This window comes from Streptomyces sp. NPDC059909, assembly GCF_042730885.1.
GTDB lineage: Bacteria > Actinomycetota > Actinomycetes > Streptomycetales > Streptomycetaceae > Streptomyces.
This window is the reverse complement of the sequence record NZ_JBHWKX010000016.1, coordinates 1-13,488: the sequence shown is the minus strand read 5'-3', so window position 1 is coordinate 13,488 and position 13,488 is coordinate 1. Positions and strand designations below refer to the sequence as shown.

At 71.7% G+C, this 13,488-nt stretch carries 13 protein-coding genes; 7 read left to right on the top strand and 6 right to left on the bottom strand.

Annotated elements, in window-relative coordinates:
- Positions 1–31: 31 nt before the first annotated feature.
- The gene (locus ACFV9O_RS13730; protein ID WP_385416641.1) at positions 32–685 is read right to left on the bottom strand and encodes a SurA N-terminal domain-containing protein; all 654 of its coding nucleotides are present in this window, start codon (positions 683–685) and stop codon (positions 32–34) included.
- Positions 686–984: 299 nt separating this feature from the next.
- On the opposite strand from ACFV9O_RS13730, the gene ACFV9O_RS13725 reads away from it, so the two are divergent.
- A complete protein-coding gene (locus ACFV9O_RS13725; RefSeq protein WP_385416639.1) occupies positions 985–1,632 on the top strand; it encodes a DUF4230 domain-containing protein in 648 nt (215 codons plus the stop codon).
- Between the two features lie 12 nt (positions 1,633–1,644).
- On the opposite strand, the gene ACFV9O_RS13720 is transcribed toward ACFV9O_RS13725, so the two are convergent.
- Both ACFV9O_RS13720 and ACFV9O_RS13715 read right to left on the bottom strand, forming a co-directional pair.
- Positions 1,645–2,055 (bottom strand): GtrA family protein, encoded by a 411-nt coding sequence (locus ACFV9O_RS13720; protein WP_385416637.1) that lies wholly within the window; start codon positions 2,053–2,055, stop codon positions 1,645–1,647.
- Positions 2,052–3,035, bottom strand: a complete 984-nt coding sequence (locus ACFV9O_RS13715; protein WP_385416634.1) for a glycosyltransferase family 2 protein — start codon at positions 3,033–3,035, stop codon at positions 2,052–2,054. The genes ACFV9O_RS13720 and ACFV9O_RS13715 overlap by 4 nt, the downstream gene beginning before the upstream one ends.
- A 124-nt stretch (positions 3,036–3,159) precedes the next feature.
- Here ACFV9O_RS13715 and ACFV9O_RS13710 point away from each other — a divergent pair, with 124 nt between their 5' ends.
- Both ACFV9O_RS13710 and ACFV9O_RS13705 read left to right on the top strand, forming a co-directional pair.
- The gene (locus ACFV9O_RS13710; RefSeq protein WP_385416631.1) at positions 3,160–5,754 is read left to right on the top strand and encodes a YfhO family protein; all 2,595 of its coding nucleotides are present in this window, start codon (positions 3,160–3,162) and stop codon (positions 5,752–5,754) included.
- A gap of 22 nt (positions 5,755–5,776) precedes the next feature.
- Positions 5,777–6,670 carry a class I SAM-dependent methyltransferase gene (locus ACFV9O_RS13705; RefSeq protein WP_385416629.1) on the top strand — a complete coding sequence of 298 codons (894 nt, stop codon included), beginning with the start codon at positions 5,777–5,779 and terminating at the stop codon, positions 6,668–6,670.
- 28 nt (positions 6,671–6,698) lie between these two features.
- Here the strand turns inward: ACFV9O_RS13705 and ACFV9O_RS13700 are convergent, their stop codons facing one another.
- From ACFV9O_RS13700 to ACFV9O_RS13690, 3 genes are all read right to left on the bottom strand, one after another.
- Positions 6,699–8,228, bottom strand: coding sequence for a protein kinase (locus ACFV9O_RS13700; RefSeq protein WP_385416626.1), 1,530 nt, complete (start codon positions 8,226–8,228; stop codon positions 6,699–6,701).
- Positions 8,225–8,866 (bottom strand): hypothetical protein, encoded by a 642-nt coding sequence (locus tag ACFV9O_RS13695; protein ID WP_385416624.1) that lies wholly within the window; start codon positions 8,864–8,866, stop codon positions 8,225–8,227. The genes ACFV9O_RS13700 and ACFV9O_RS13695 overlap by 4 nt, the downstream gene beginning before the upstream one ends.
- Before the next feature lie 170 nt (positions 8,867–9,036).
- Positions 9,037–11,091, bottom strand: coding sequence for an N-6 DNA methylase (locus tag ACFV9O_RS13690; RefSeq protein WP_385416621.1), 2,055 nt, complete (start codon positions 11,089–11,091; stop codon positions 9,037–9,039).
- A gap of 178 nt (positions 11,092–11,269) precedes the next feature.
- Between ACFV9O_RS13690 and ACFV9O_RS13685 the strand changes: the two genes are divergently transcribed.
- From ACFV9O_RS13685 to ACFV9O_RS13670, 4 genes are all read left to right on the top strand, one after another.
- Positions 11,270–11,986 carry a hypothetical protein gene (locus tag ACFV9O_RS13685; RefSeq protein WP_385416619.1) on the top strand — a complete coding sequence of 239 codons (717 nt, stop codon included), beginning with the start codon at positions 11,270–11,272 and terminating at the stop codon, positions 11,984–11,986.
- A gap of 67 nt (positions 11,987–12,053) precedes the next feature.
- Positions 12,054–12,284 (top strand): antitoxin, encoded by a 231-nt coding sequence (locus ACFV9O_RS13680; protein WP_385416617.1) that lies wholly within the window; start codon positions 12,054–12,056, stop codon positions 12,282–12,284.
- Between the two features lie 5 nt (positions 12,285–12,289).
- The gene (locus ACFV9O_RS13675) at positions 12,290–12,706 is read left to right on the top strand and encodes a type II toxin-antitoxin system VapC family toxin (protein WP_385416878.1); all 417 of its coding nucleotides are present in this window, start codon (positions 12,290–12,292) and stop codon (positions 12,704–12,706) included.
- A gap of 261 nt (positions 12,707–12,967) precedes the next feature.
- The coding region (locus ACFV9O_RS13670) for a DUF6444 domain-containing protein (protein WP_385416614.1) at positions 12,968–13,488 on the top strand (521 nt) is incomplete at its 3' end.

The following is a 13,488-nucleotide window of genomic DNA, read 5'->3' as shown; positions in this document are numbered from 1 at the left end:
CGTCTCGGTGCCTACGTCTCCGTGCGGGCGGTCAGGCCCCGGCCTGGACGGCCTGCGGCTCCTTGGTGACCTGGGTGATCCAGGGGGCCTTGTACTCACCCAGCTGGATCTTCGTGTCGTCCCAGGCGCCGTAGCGCGGGTTCACATCGATGTCGAGGGCCTTCGACGCGGCAGTGAGCGTGGCGCCGACCTTCTGCTGGCCCTGCGGGGTGCCGAGGTCGGCGCCGAGCGCCTGGGCCAGCTTGTTCATGAGGATCTCTCTACGGATGGCCCCGTCGATCTGTCCGGGCGCGAGCCCGGCCTGCTCGAGCGCCTCCGCTTCGAACCGCTTCTCGCCCCCTCGCTGCTGCGCGACCTGGGCCCGCGTTTCCTGGAGCTCCTTGCGCGAGACGGTGACGCCGGCCTCGTCCGCGGCGTGCTCGAGAACCCGGTCGAAGATCATGTTGCCCAGCTTGATCTGGCCCAGCCGTCCGGTGTTCTTGATCAGCTGCGCGGCCTCCGGGGATTCCTCCTGCGCCGCCCGTACGTCCTTCACCTGCGACTGGAGCGCGGCCACCTCGATCCGTTCCCCGCCGACCACGGCCGCGGCCCCGGGGCGCGCCTCGCTCCCGCAGGCGGCCAGCAGGGGGGCCGCTGCGACGAGCGCGGCGGACAGGGCGAGCGCGGTGCGACGGCGGCGGTGCAAAGGGGCCTCCCGGCGTGCGGTGGTTTGTGCGAACAGTGGGTGCGGCGCGCAGCGCCTCGTTGAGGGGTGGTGGTCGGGTGACGGGCGGGATCACAAAGACCTTGCGGTGATCGATGGTAGGCAGTCGGAGTGGCGTGGGCCACTACTTCGGTGCACCGATTCGGACAACGATCCGGGAGGGCGTGGGGGTGTGCGGCACGGTCGGGACCTGGCGGTCCGCCGCGACCCGTCGATGCGGGCCGGCCCGACGCGCCTGATCGTCGCAGGCGCGGGCATCCGTAGGGCAGGGAGGGACCGCGATGAGCGCTCGGAAAGCTGTGTCCTGGTGGGTCAAGGCAGGGGTCGGCGTCGTCCTCGCTGCCGCGCTGGTGCTGATGGGCTTGCAGTTGAGCGTGCTGCCCGGGCTCGGCGGCCTGTTCGGCGAGGAGACACGCGACCGTTCGGGACCCGCGCTGCTCGGATCCATCCAGGACATCAGCCGGTACGAGGCGGCCACGGGCCACTTCCAGGTCGTCGTGGATCTGGAGAAGGACACCGCGTACCTGCCGGACGCGGTGCGGGGCACCAGGGTGCTGTATGTGGGCGCCGGCACCGTGGACGCGTACGTCGACATGGGGATGCTCGACGGGAAGGACGTCACCGTGAACAAGGAGCGCACCGCCGCGACGATCAGGCTTCCGCACGCCGTCCTCGGCAAGCCCGCCCTCGACCCCGACCGCTCCTATGCCGTCTCGAAGCAGCGCGGCCTGCTGGACCGGCTCGGTGACCTCTTCTCCGACAACCCCAACAACGAACAGGCGGTCCAGCAGCTGGCGGTGCGGCACATCGCGACCGCGGCGAAGGACAGCCGGCTGACGGCGCAGGCCGAACAGAACACGACGAGGATGCTGGAGGGGCTCCTGCATTCGCTCGGGTTCACCGAGGTCCGGGTCGTGTACGGCCCATGAGACGTGCGCGGGTCAGCCGACCGGCGAGCGCTCCGGGCCCGGCGCGCGGACCGGCTCGGGCCGGAGCATGATCGTGCGGGAGACCACGAACGTGATCGGGATCGCCGCGGCGGCCGCCACGAGCGGGGACCATCGGTCGCTGAGGCCCCCCACGTCGACCAGCAGATAGACGCCACCGGTGGTGATCACGAAGTTGGCCGCGTTGGTGAGCGGGAAGAGCAGGAACTTCCGCCACGTCGGACGCGTGCGGTAGGTGAAGTGCGAGTTCAGGAAGAACGAGCCCGTCATGCTGAGCCCGAACGCGAGGACGTGCGCGGCGATGTACGGCAGCCAGGTCAGCAGGACCAGATAACAGCCGTAGTACGTACCCGTGTTGACGACGCCGACCAGGGCGAAGCGGAACATCTGCCACTGGACCGTCATCGCCGTACGAGCTTCCCCTGCTCTTCTTCTCGCTCGGCCCTGCCGCGCTGCTGTCGTGGCACACCGGCGTTGGTCGCCGCCACCAGGTAGTGCGGGCGGCGCTTCACCTCGTAGTAGATACGGCCGACGTACTCACCGACCACGCCCAGCATCACCATCTGGACGCCGGCGAGCGCGACCACCGTCACCAGGAGGGTGACATAGCCGGGCGTGTCCACACCATTGACCAGCGCGGTCCCGACGATCCAGGCGGCGTACGCCATGGCGATCGAGAGCAGCAGGAGGCCGAGGTAAACGGCTGCCCGAAGCGGCTTGTTGTTGAAGGAGAGCAGCCCGTCGAGACCGTAATTGAGCAGCTTGCCGAAGCTCCACTTGGAACGGCCCTGCTCACGCACCGCATTCTCGTACTCGAAGGTCGTGGTGCTGAATCCCACCCAGGCGAAGAGGCCCTTGGAGAACCGGTTGTACTCGCTCAGTCCGAGGATCGCGTCGACCGTGCGGCGTGACAGCAGCCGGAAGTCGCCGACGCCGTCGACGAGCTCCACGTCCACCAGCCGGTTGATCAGCCAGTAGTAGGCGCGCGCCGTGACGGTGCGGGTGACCCGGTCGCCCTTGCGCGTGCGGCGGGCGATGACCTGGTCGAATCCCTCCTCGTGGAGGCGGACCATGCGGTGCACCAGCTCGGGCGGGTGCTGGAGATCGGCGTCCATGATGACCACCGCGTCGCCGCCGGCGTGCTGGAGTCCGGCCAGCATCGCGGCCTCCTTGCCGAAGTTCCGGCTGAAGGAGACGTAGCGGGTACGGGAATCGGCCGCGGCGATCTCCTCGAGGAGAACGAGCGTACGGTCGCGACTTCCGTCGTCCACATAGACCAGTTCGAATTCCTGGTCGAGGAGCGCGAGTTCCTTGGTCACGTGTTCATGGAAGCGGTTGATGATCTCCTCTTCGTTGAAGCACGGGACCACAATCGAGATCAGCACGGGAAGACCTTAGGCGGCGCCGTATGTCCGTCGTGGATTCGTCACATGGCGGACAGGCGACCATTACGTGAACTGGCCTCGCACAGGCCGAATTCACGTCCTCTCATGGCATATTCGATGAATCATGCCGACCTTGGTCCTCGCGCGGAACATCGCTGCCCGCAGCCGCGTGAACACAAACCAGCGGCGGGCGACCTCCCTGCGCGCATCCGCCCTCGCCGCACTCGTCACCACCGTGGCCGTGTGCGCCGGCGACGCTGTCGCCCGCAGTTTCCCCTTCGGCCCGAAGACGCGCAGCGTCAACGATCTGGGGAATCAGTTCGTCCCGTTCCACGCCCATTTGTGGGACCTGCTGCACGGGCGGGCCGGGGGCGGGCTGCTGCTCAACTGGCAGTCCGGGTACGGCACCAGCTTCCTTCCCGACCTCGGGACCTATCTGACCAGCCCCTTCTCGGTACTCGTCGGACTCTTCCCGCGCGAGGACATCGACCTCGCGGTGTACGTGATCACCGTGCTGAAGATGGCGGCGGCCGCGGCGGCCATGACCTGGCTGCTGCTGACCCTGCACCGCGGCGCGGGACGCCGGTGGATGGCCTCGGTGCTCGGCGCCTCGTACGCGCTCTGCGGCTGGTCCGTCATCGAGGCCACGTACAACACGATGTGGCTGGACGGGCTGATCGCCTTCCCGCTGCTCTGCCTGGTCGGCGAGTGGGCGCGGGGCCGGCGGCGGCCCGTCCTCGGCCCGCTGGTCGTCGCGGTGGCGTGGATCGCGAACTTCTACACCGCCTACATGGCGACGCTCGGCGCCGCACTGGTGGTGGCCCTTCGGCTGCTCCTGGACGAGGAGACGGGCGTACGGGACCGGGTCAGGGTGCTGGTCCGGGCCGCCTCGACCACACTGCTCGGGATCGCGCTCGCCGCGCCCGTGCTGCTGCCCGTCTTCCTCGGCTCGAAGCACGCCTACCCGGGCGTGGTCCGGGAGTTCGAGCCCGCGGGCTGGAGGGACGTGTTCGCCCGTACGCTCCCGGCGACGTACAGCTTCTCCACCCCGGCCCTGTTCCTCGGCACGGGCGCACTGCTGCTCGCCTGCGCGCTGCTCTTCCACCGCGGCGTGCCGCGGCGCGAGCGCCGCTGGTGGACGGCGCTGGCGGTGGTGGTCGCCGTGTCGTTCCAGTGGAAGCCGACCCATCTGGCTTGGCATGTCTTCGCCACGCCCAACGGCAGCCCGTACCGGCAGACCTTCGTCCTCGCCGGGATCGTGGTGATCGCGGCGTGGGTGTGTGTCGCCCGTGCGTGGCCGGGGCGGCCGGCGCTGCTCGCCGGCACGGGGGTCCTGACGGTGATCGCGCTGGGCGCGGCGACCAGCGACCTGGTGACCGGGTGGACGTTCCCCCTGTTCCTGGCCGGACTGGCCGCGGCGGGCGGCGGGCTGGTGCTGGCGGAGCGTTCCGCACGCCGGCGTCCGCGGTCGCGGTACGTCGTCGTGGCCGCCGTGCTGCTGTCCGGCGCCCTGGTCGGACAGGCGGCCGCGACCACCGCGTACACCGACCGGCAGCGGCTCGGGCGGCTCGACGACTATCCGGCCTGGGGCGGGGACCACAGCGCCCGGGCCGCAGCCGTCGCCGGCGCCGACGGCTGGCCCCGCTACCGGACCGACCCCGGGCGCGAGCAGCTCACCGGCAACGACCCGATGCTGGTGGGCGGCGAAGGCGGCGGCTACTACAGCAGCCACACGCCCGACGTGTTCACCCGCACCATGACGGCGCTCGGCACCGGGTGGACCTCGCGGGGCCGCAGTGTGCAGAGCCTGGACAACCCGGTCACGGACGCGGTCTTCTCGGTGGGGGCGCGGGTGCGCTCGGACTCACCGGACTCACCGGGCGCGGCTCCGCGGGTGGTGCGGGCCGCCGAGGTGCTGCCGCTCGTCACCGTGAGGCCGCCGGGGCCCGAGCCCCGCTACGGCGACTCGCCCTTCCGCAACCAGGAGCTGCTCCTCGGGGCCTCGGTGTACGAGCGGCCCGTGGACGGCGTCTGCCCGGCCGGTACCGATGTCTTCCTCTGGGCACCCGACTATGCGGGGACGGCCCGTCTCGGCAGCGCTGAACCGGTGAGGCTGATCGGCCGACCGCCCAAGCGCCGTGCGCCGATGACCCTGCTCGGCACGTCGGCGGGGCCGGGGTCGCGGATCGTCTTCGGCAAGGGCGGACCGCCGCTCGACTGGAGCGCGGGCTGCCTCGACCGCGGCAGGCTCGCCGTGGCGGTCGGCAGGCTGAAGTCCACGGGTGCGGTCTCCGTCGACGTCCGCGACGACGGCGTACGGGCCGAACTGCCCCCGGGCTCGACCGGCACGGCCGTGCTCGCCGCCCCGCGCATCGCCGGCTGGAGCTGCAACGGTGCACCGGCCGGCGAGCACTTGGGGCTGGTCGCCGTCCCGCTCGACGGGAGGACGACGGTCGTCGACTGCTCGTTCCGGCCGCCGGGGCTGCGCGCGGGTGCGGCGATCGGTGGAGCGGCTCTGCTCGTCCTGGTGCTGCTGGGTGTGCTGCGCGCGGCACGGGGAAGGGGTACGGGCCGGGGTCAGGGTCCGGTTCGGGGTCCGGTTCCGGCAGGGGGTCCGGCACGGGCGTCTGTTCGGGCGACGGTTCGAGCACGTGAGCGTCAGCGGGCGGCTACCAAGACTTCACCCGCACAGCACCCGTTGGTGGCCCCCCGAGCATGAAGCGCGGCGTACGCTCCCGGCCATGCCCTCCCTCCTGAGCAACCGGCTGGCCAAGCGCGTGCTGCGCCCCGCGTTCACGCTGGTCGAGCAGCGCCTGGAGCGCGCCACCAACGCCCTCCAGGCCGATGTCGACGCCCTCCACCACGAAGTGGCCGATCTGCGGCGTCAGAGCTACGGACTCGGGCTGCTGCTCGACCACGCCGGGCGGGACGCACACCGGATGCCCACCGCCACCCAGCTGGACACGCTGGTGCGCGAGGTGAGCGCGGCGACGGGGGCGGCCGACGGCCATGCGCGCCGCGATCTGACGGTCGCCTACCGCACGGTGGTGGCGCTGGAGGCGCTCGGCGTGGGCCGGATCGCGGGCTCCACGTCCGATGTGTGCGGCAAGCTGGCGACGGTTCCGCTGCTGGCCCCGCCGAACGAGGACGTGCTGGAGATCGGCACCCGGCACGGGCTGTTCGCGACCGCGCTGCTGCGCATGCTCCACCGCGCGGGCGGCGAGCCGCGGCTGACCATCGTCGACCCGCTCACGGGTGTCGATCCGCTGTCGGGCGAGGACCCGTTGGTGCGCGAGGACGTCGTACGCGCCAACCTGGCGCTGTGCGGCAGCCGTTCCGGCGCCCGGGCCCGTATCCAGCAGGGTGCCCCGGGCGACCCTGACGTCCGCGGCGCCGTCTCCGACCGCCGCTACGGAGTGATCGTCATCGCCGGTGACCCCTCCGTGCGGGGAGTCCTGGCCGACCTGGAGTGGGCCGGGGAACTCGCCGCCGAGGGCGCGGTCGTCGTCCTCGACGGCCACGGCGACGACTCCCGCCCGGGGGTGGGCGAGGCCCTGGCGAAGCACCTCGCGAACGGCACCCGGCTCACCCTCGCCGGGCAGGTCGCGGGCACGGCGTTCCTGCGGGCGGGCTGAAAGGCACCGCCCGTCGAGCGGGGCGGAGTCAGGCCGGGCGGAACTGACGCCGGCGCTCCAGCGCCCGCCGGAGCTCGATGGCCTTCGGGTGGCCGGGCCCGTACAGCCGTTCCGTGTCGTGGAGCAGGCTCTGGAGCTGCTGGTGGCCCGCCGTGTGGTCGCCCATGGCGAGGAGCAGATGGCCGATGCGGTGGCGGATGTCGAAGGCGCGGGCCGGGTCGGCAGCGGTCGCCTGCTGGTTCTCGTAGTACGGCAGGACCGCGCGGTACTCGGCGAGCGCGGCGGCCGGCTCGCCCAGCTGCTCCAGGCACATCGCCGCGTCGTAGCGGAACTGGAGCGTCTGCGGATCCCCCATGCCCGCCTCGGCGGCCCGGTCGTCGGCCAGCCGGCGCAGCTCGGGCAGGGCACGGCGGTACTGCCCGTCGTCCATCAGCGTCGTCGCGTACTGCTTGCGCAGGATCCGGACGACCGGTGAGTGCTCGCCGTGCTCGGCGGCAGCGGCCGGGAGGATGCCGCCGAGGATGTCCACGGCCCGGGTGATGCTGCCCTCGCCGAGGAGGCGCTTGACCTCGTCGACGGCCGCGGCGACGTCCGGGCGCTCCACCACGACGGGCGCCGGAGGCTGATGCGGCACCTGAGCGGGCGCGCCCACACGGTCGGGCCAGGGGGCGTGCGGGCGGAGGAAGGGGCGCGTCGGGTCGAGCGGGCCGGTCGGGGTGCCGCGGCTGGGCAGCAGCGGGGCCAGGTGCTCGTACACCTCCTGCGCACCGGCCGGGCGGTGCTGCGGGTCCTTGGCGAGGAGTCTCAGCACGAGCGCTTCGAGCTGCTCGGGCACCTCGGGCCGCAGCTGCCGGACGGGGACCGGCGGCTCGTACAGATGGCGGTGCAGCACTCCGAGCGCGGTGGAGCCCGCGAACGGCACGTTACCGCTGAGCAGTTCGTGCAGCAGCACCCCGAGTGCGTACAGATCGGTGTACGGGCCGACGGCTCCGCCCATCGCCTGCTCGGGCGCCATGTACGCGGGGCTGCCGATCGGGGAGCCGGTGTGGGTGAGCCGGGTCGTGTCGGTGTCGAGTACGGAGGCGACGCCGAGGTCGAGGACGGTGACCGTGCCGTCGGGCTTCACCATCACGTTCCGCGGTTTGAGGTCGCGGTGCACGATCGGCACGGCGTGCACCGCGCCGAGCACCGCGCACAGCTGGGCGGCGATCGAGACGGCCCACTCCCAGGGATACGGATCGTGCTCGGCCAGATGGTCGGCGAGGTCCGCGCCCTCGACGTACTGCATGACGAGGAACAGGTCGTCGCCGTCGCTGCCCGCGTCATGGACGGTGACGAGGCCCGGGTGGGAGACCTGGGCGGTGACCCGGCATTCGCGCACGAAGCGGCGGCGCATCTCGTCGGCGGCGGTCGCGGCGGCCATGTGGTCGGGGCGGAGCAGCTTCACGGCGACGCGGCGGTCGAGGCGCTGGTCGTACCCGGTCCAGACCTGGCCCATGCCGCCCTGGCCGATGACCGTCGAGAGCTCGTAACGGCCGGCGATGACGCGTCCGCTCACCGACCGGGCTCCCCACGGTCCTGACGCAGATATGCACTGAGCTCGTCCAGCTCGGCACGGACCTGGTCGATGCGGGGCGGGGGCTGCACGGGCTGCGGCTGGGCCTGCGGCGGCTGCACGGGCTGCAGCGGCTGGACCGGCTGCGGCTGGGGCTGGGGCTGGGGCTGGGGCTGGGGCTGCGGGGGCTGTTGTACGGGCTGTGGCGGCGGGTAGCCGTACCCCGGGGTCGGCGGCATCTGCGGCTGTCCGTACTGCGTGCCGTACGGGGGAACGGGCGGCATGAGCCCGCCCGGTACCGCGCCCGGTGTCGCGGCCGGTATCGCGTACGGACGCTGGTGGAAGTGGATGTCGACGATCACGTAGTAGACGGTCACGACGGCCATCTGCACCAGCAGCAGCGCCATGCCGACGTTCGATATCCAATGGTCCGCCAGACGCTGCTCCAGGGTCGCCATGCAGGCGATGTTCAACACCAACTGCGCCCAGAACAGCCCCCAGTCCCGGCCCCTGCGCCGCATGATCGCGATACGGAGCATGGCCACCCACGCGAGGAACCCGAGGCTCAGCACGATCAGGATGCAGATGATCACGCGCACGGCGATCACGCCCGCCGTCACGGCGGGGCGCGGTGGCGTCATGGGCGCATGACCGTGCATGTGTCGCTCCCAGGTGGCATGTGGACTCAAGGAGTTAGAGCGTATACAGCGACACCGACACCCGGCTCAGGGTTGTGCACAACTGCTGTTGCGCTGATCACTCCGCCTGTTCCTGTGCCGGCACGGCGCCCCGCACCGCCCCCGCTCCGCGCTCACTCAGGGAGCACGGTCCCGTCCGCGAGCCCGTCGTACAGCCCCTGCGCCAGCTGTCCGCCGAGCCGGCTCGCGAGGCGGAGCGCGTCCTCGAACTCGGCGAGGGCGCGGAACCGCTCGCCGTACCGCTGCTGTTCGGCGAGCGGCAGCCGGGGCAGCTGGATCCGCCGTACGTCGAGCCGGGTGGCCGTGGAGGCGTAGCTGCTGGCCTGCCGGGTGTTCGCCGTCCCGCGCAGGAAACCGGCCAGGAACCAGGGGTCGAGGGCCGCCGGGTCGGGCCGCAGCAGCTGCAGGTTGCGACCGAGCCCGGCGCCCGCGGTGGCGGCGTCGACGACGCGCGCGACGGCTCCGCCGCCCACGATCGGGACGACGACGTCGCCTTCCTCGGTAAGCACCGGCTCCTCTTCGGGTCCGGGGCCCGCCGGGAGAGTGCCGGACGGCGCGGACCCCGCGTACACGTCGTGCTCGGTGAGAACGGGAACCGCCGGTCCGCCGGAGGGTGAGTTCCCGGCGCCGCCCGTGCGCAGCCGGAGCGCCCCGGCACGGGAGAGTTCACCGACGGTGGTGAGCGTGCGGGCGCCCGCGGGCCGCGCGGGTGCGCCCGGCGCGGGTGTCAGCTCCATGGTGCGGCGCAGGGAGCCGTCCAGACGGCGGCGCACGGACTCCAGCTCGGCCGCCGAGCCGCCCCCGGCCGGGACCGACAGATGCCGGGCGGGGGCGAGATCGACGTCGTCGTCGAGGAGTTCGATGACGGGTACGGTCCGGCTGACTCCGGGCTGCTCCTCGCCGCCCTGCCAGGCGTCGAGCACGGCGTTCCGCACGGCGGCCCACGGCAGCTGCGCCTTGTCGCGGCCGCCGTCCGCGTGGACGAGCCCCGTGGTGTCGACGAACAGCAGCTCGGGGTCGGGACGCTGGTCGGTGCCGGGCCTGCACAGCACCCACAGGTGCAGCGGAATGCCGTACGGGGGCGCGGCCCCGGCCGGCAGCGCGATCACGGCGCGCAGCGCGCCGCGGCGCAGCAGATCGGCGCGGACGCGGCGCCCGGAGCGGCGGGAGGCCACGGCCGGGGGCATCAGCAGGACGGCGGTGCCGCGCTCGCGGAGGCGGGCCAGGGCGTGCTGCACCCACGCGAGTTCGGACTCCGTACGCGCGGGGAGGCCGTACTCCCAGCGCGGGTCGTAGGCGAGCTCGTCGTGCCCCCAGTTGCGCTCGTTGAACGGCGGGTGGCAGAGCACGGCGTCGGCCGTGAGCCCGGGGAAGGCGTCGTCGCGCAGCGTGTCGCCCGCGGCCGCGCGGATGTCGGCGTCACCGTGCAGCGCGAGGCGCAGTGCGGTGAGCGCGGCCAGCTCGGGGTCGGCGTCCTGGGCGTAGAGGGCTGCGGGGTTGCGTACGGCCCGCAGCAGACCGCCGGTGCCGGACGCCGGGTCGAGAACGGTCCTGGCGGTCCCGTCGGCCCCCGCGAGGGCGGCCATCAGCTCGGCGGGTCCTGGTGGAGTCAGCGTGTACTGCCGGGGGTTGGCGTCCAGATGCCGCCCGAGGAGGAACTCGAACGCCTGGCGCGCGCCGAGTTCGGCGGCGAGCTCGGCGGCCCCGCGCAGCAGCGGTACGGACGGGGCGAGCGCGGCGGCCGAGGGGGAGGACACGGCGGCGCGCTGCTCACCGAAGCGGGCGGCGAGCACATGGTCCAGGGCGGTGGGGAGCATCTCGACGAGCCGCTCGTCGGAGGTGGCGGCCAGCTCCAGCCAGGCGGTGGGCCTGTCCCGTTCGAGGAGCAGGACGCATCCGGCGTGGACGAGCGCGGTGACCGCGCCCGCGGGGTGGCCGGTGACCTGCTGCCAGACCCGTTCACGGCGCGGTACCTCGGCGAGTTTGCCCTGATCGCGCAGCCACTGCTCGACCTCGGCGAGCGCGAAGGAGGGGCTGGTCTCGGTGCCGCCGACGGGCTTCGGGAAGTCGGCGTGCCGGCGCCGCCAGTTGCTGACCGCGGCGCGTCCCACTCCCGCGAGCCGGGCGATCCCGGCGGCGGTGACCTCTGCTGTGCGCTCGTCCGGCACCTGACCGTCTCCCTCGTCGCCTCGTCCGCGCTGTGAACACCGAGCATACCGAGCGGATCGATTCACAGCGTGAGCCGAATCAAAACCTGTGAACTCTGTTGACTCGGTTCACAGGCTCTGGTCTTATTGGCCCATCGGAACACGCAGTCCCAACAGCGCCCGGGAAGGTGCCACAGCCATGTCTCAGCCCACGTACGCCCCGCAGCAGCCGCAGCAGAAGCGCAACTGGTTCGCCCGCCACAAGGTGCTCACCGGTCTCGGCGCGGTCGTCGTCGTCATCGCGATCGCTTCCGCGGCCGGCGGGGGCGACGGAACCGAGCCGACCGCCAAGGGCAAGCAGGAGCAGCCCGCCAAGCAGGCGGGAGGGAAGCAGGAAGGGAAGCAGGAGAAGAAGAAGGCCGCGGCGATCTCCGGCGACGGCGACTTCGAGGTCGGCAAGGACATCCAGCCCGGCCTGTACCGCACCAGCGGAAACGACGACGGCATGTGCTACTGGGAGCGCGCCAAGGACTCTTCGGGCGAGATGGACTCGCTCCTCGCCAACGACAACGTCACCGGCACGAGCTATGTGACCGTGAAGGCGAGCGACAAGGTCTTCAAGTCCTCCGACTGCAAGGACTGGGAGGCCGTCGACGAGAAGGCCAAGGGCAGCCCGAAGTCCGAGATGAAGGGCGACGGCGGCATGTTCAAGGTCGGCGCGGACATCGCCCCGGGCACGTACAAGTCCACCGGCAACGACGACATGTGCTACTGGGAGCGCTCGAAGGACGCGAGCCACAGCACGGACGCGATCATCGCGAACGAGAACGCGAAGGGTGCGGCGATCGTGAAGATCGCGCCGGGGGACGCGTACTTCAAGACGACGGGCTGCAAGGACTGGACGAAGACGGGCTGACCTCGCGGCGGGCCGGCGACCGGTCGCTCTGCCTGCGGAATGCCGGCAGAGCGACCAGTCTTGTTGCATGGCGACCCTGTATGTGCGAGACCTGTCCGAGGAAGCGCTCACCGAGCTGGTGATAAGAGCCGCCCGCAACAGGCAGTCCCTGCAGGCCTACGCACGAACGCTGCTGGAGCAGGAAGCGGCGACGCCCGCCCTGGAGGATGTGATCACCCGTATCCGGGAACGGGTCACGGCTCACCTCTCCACTGACGACGTGCTGCGCGACATCGACCGGGGAGGGCGCCACGAGTGATCGTCATGGACGCCGGAGCGCTCGTGATGCTGCTCGCCGATGCAGGCCCGGTCGGTGAAGCCGTACGCGACCGGGTGGCCGGCGAGCGCCTGCTCGCCCCCCACCTCGTCGACGTCGCGGTGGCGTCGGCGCTGCTCGGACGCCACCGCGGCAAGAAGTTGACCGACATGGAGCTGGACGACGCGTGGTCCGCGTTCGCGATACTCCCCGTCCGACGACAGGAGCATCTGCCGTTCCTTCCCCGAGTCCGCGAACTCCACGCCAACCTGACGGCATACGACGCGACCTACGTGGCCCTTGCGGAGGGTTTCCAGCTCACCTTGGTGACGAGCGACGGACGGATCAGGGACGGCGCTCGGTCGGCGCGGGCGAAGTGTGTGGTCGAGGTCTTCAACGAAAAGAGCGTCACGTCAGGTCCCTGAATACTGAACTGCTGCGGGTGACACTCCGCGGACGCCCCAGGCCTCGCTCCCGGCCGTCCTGACCTTCGACAGCTTGTGCTTGGCGATCTGCTCGTCGAACGTGGCCGTGAGGCCGTCCGCGTCGCTCGCTCCGGCCCGCAGCCAGTCCAGCCATTCCTCGGTGCTCGCCCATCCGTCGGGAGCTTCTCGCTTCGTGACTGGTTTGGTGGTCGTCTCGGGCTGAGTTGATCTGCGGGCCTGGATTGTTGATCATTGGGGATCGTGTCCGAGACCCCGTCGCTGCCGAGCTATGCGGAACTGGCTGTGCTCGTGGGTGAGTTGCGGGAAGAGTTGGCTGCGGCCCGGGCCGAGATCGCGGAGCTGAGGGCGGAGAACGCCGAGCTCAGGCGCCGTCTGGGGATGAACTCGAGGAACTCTTCGAAGCCGCCGTCGAGTGACGGCCTGGCCAAGCCGAAGTCGCTGCGCAAGCCGTCCGGGCGGGGGCCGGGCAAGCCCAAGGGAGCCGCGGGCGGTGCCCTGCTGCAGGTCGCCGAGCCGGACGAGACCGCCGTTCATGTTCCGGCCGCGTGCTCCTCCTGTGCGGCGGACCTGTCAGGGGCCGAGGTGGTCTCGGTGGAGAAGCGGCAGGTGTTCGACCTGCCCGAGATCCGGCTGCGCGTGGTCGAGCACCGGCTCGAGCGCCGCCGCTGCGGCTGCGGGCAGGTCACCGCCGCGTCCCCGCCGGCCCCGGTGGCCTCCCCGGCCCAGTACGGGCCGCGCCTGAAGGCCCTCGCGGTGTACCT

What these genes read in the sequence shown, in the direction of transcription:
- ACFV9O_RS13710 (WP_385416631.1), top strand. Translation starts at nt 3,160, where the DNA reads ATGCCGACCTTGGTCCTCGCGCGGAACATCGCTGCCCGCAGCCGCGTG.
- ACFV9O_RS13675 (WP_385416878.1), top strand. Translation starts at nt 12,290, where the DNA reads ATGGACGCCGGAGCGCTCGTGATGCTGCTCGCCGATGCAGGCCCGGTC.
- ACFV9O_RS13680 (WP_385416617.1), top strand. Translation starts at nt 12,054, where the DNA reads ATGGCGACCCTGTATGTGCGAGACCTGTCCGAGGAAGCGCTCACCGAG.
- ACFV9O_RS13725 (WP_385416639.1), top strand. Translation starts at nt 985, where the DNA reads ATGAGCGCTCGGAAAGCTGTGTCCTGGTGGGTCAAGGCAGGGGTCGGC.
- ACFV9O_RS13720 (WP_385416637.1), bottom strand. Translation starts at nt 2,055, where the DNA reads ATGACGGTCCAGTGGCAGATGTTCCGCTTCGCCCTGGTCGGCGTCGTC.
- ACFV9O_RS13705 (WP_385416629.1), top strand. Translation starts at nt 5,777, where the DNA reads ATGCCCTCCCTCCTGAGCAACCGGCTGGCCAAGCGCGTGCTGCGCCCC.
- ACFV9O_RS13695 (WP_385416624.1), bottom strand. Translation starts at nt 8,866, where the DNA reads ATGACGCCACCGCGCCCCGCCGTGACGGCGGGCGTGATCGCCGTGCGC.
- ACFV9O_RS13685 (WP_385416619.1), top strand. Translation starts at nt 11,270, where the DNA reads ATGTCTCAGCCCACGTACGCCCCGCAGCAGCCGCAGCAGAAGCGCAAC.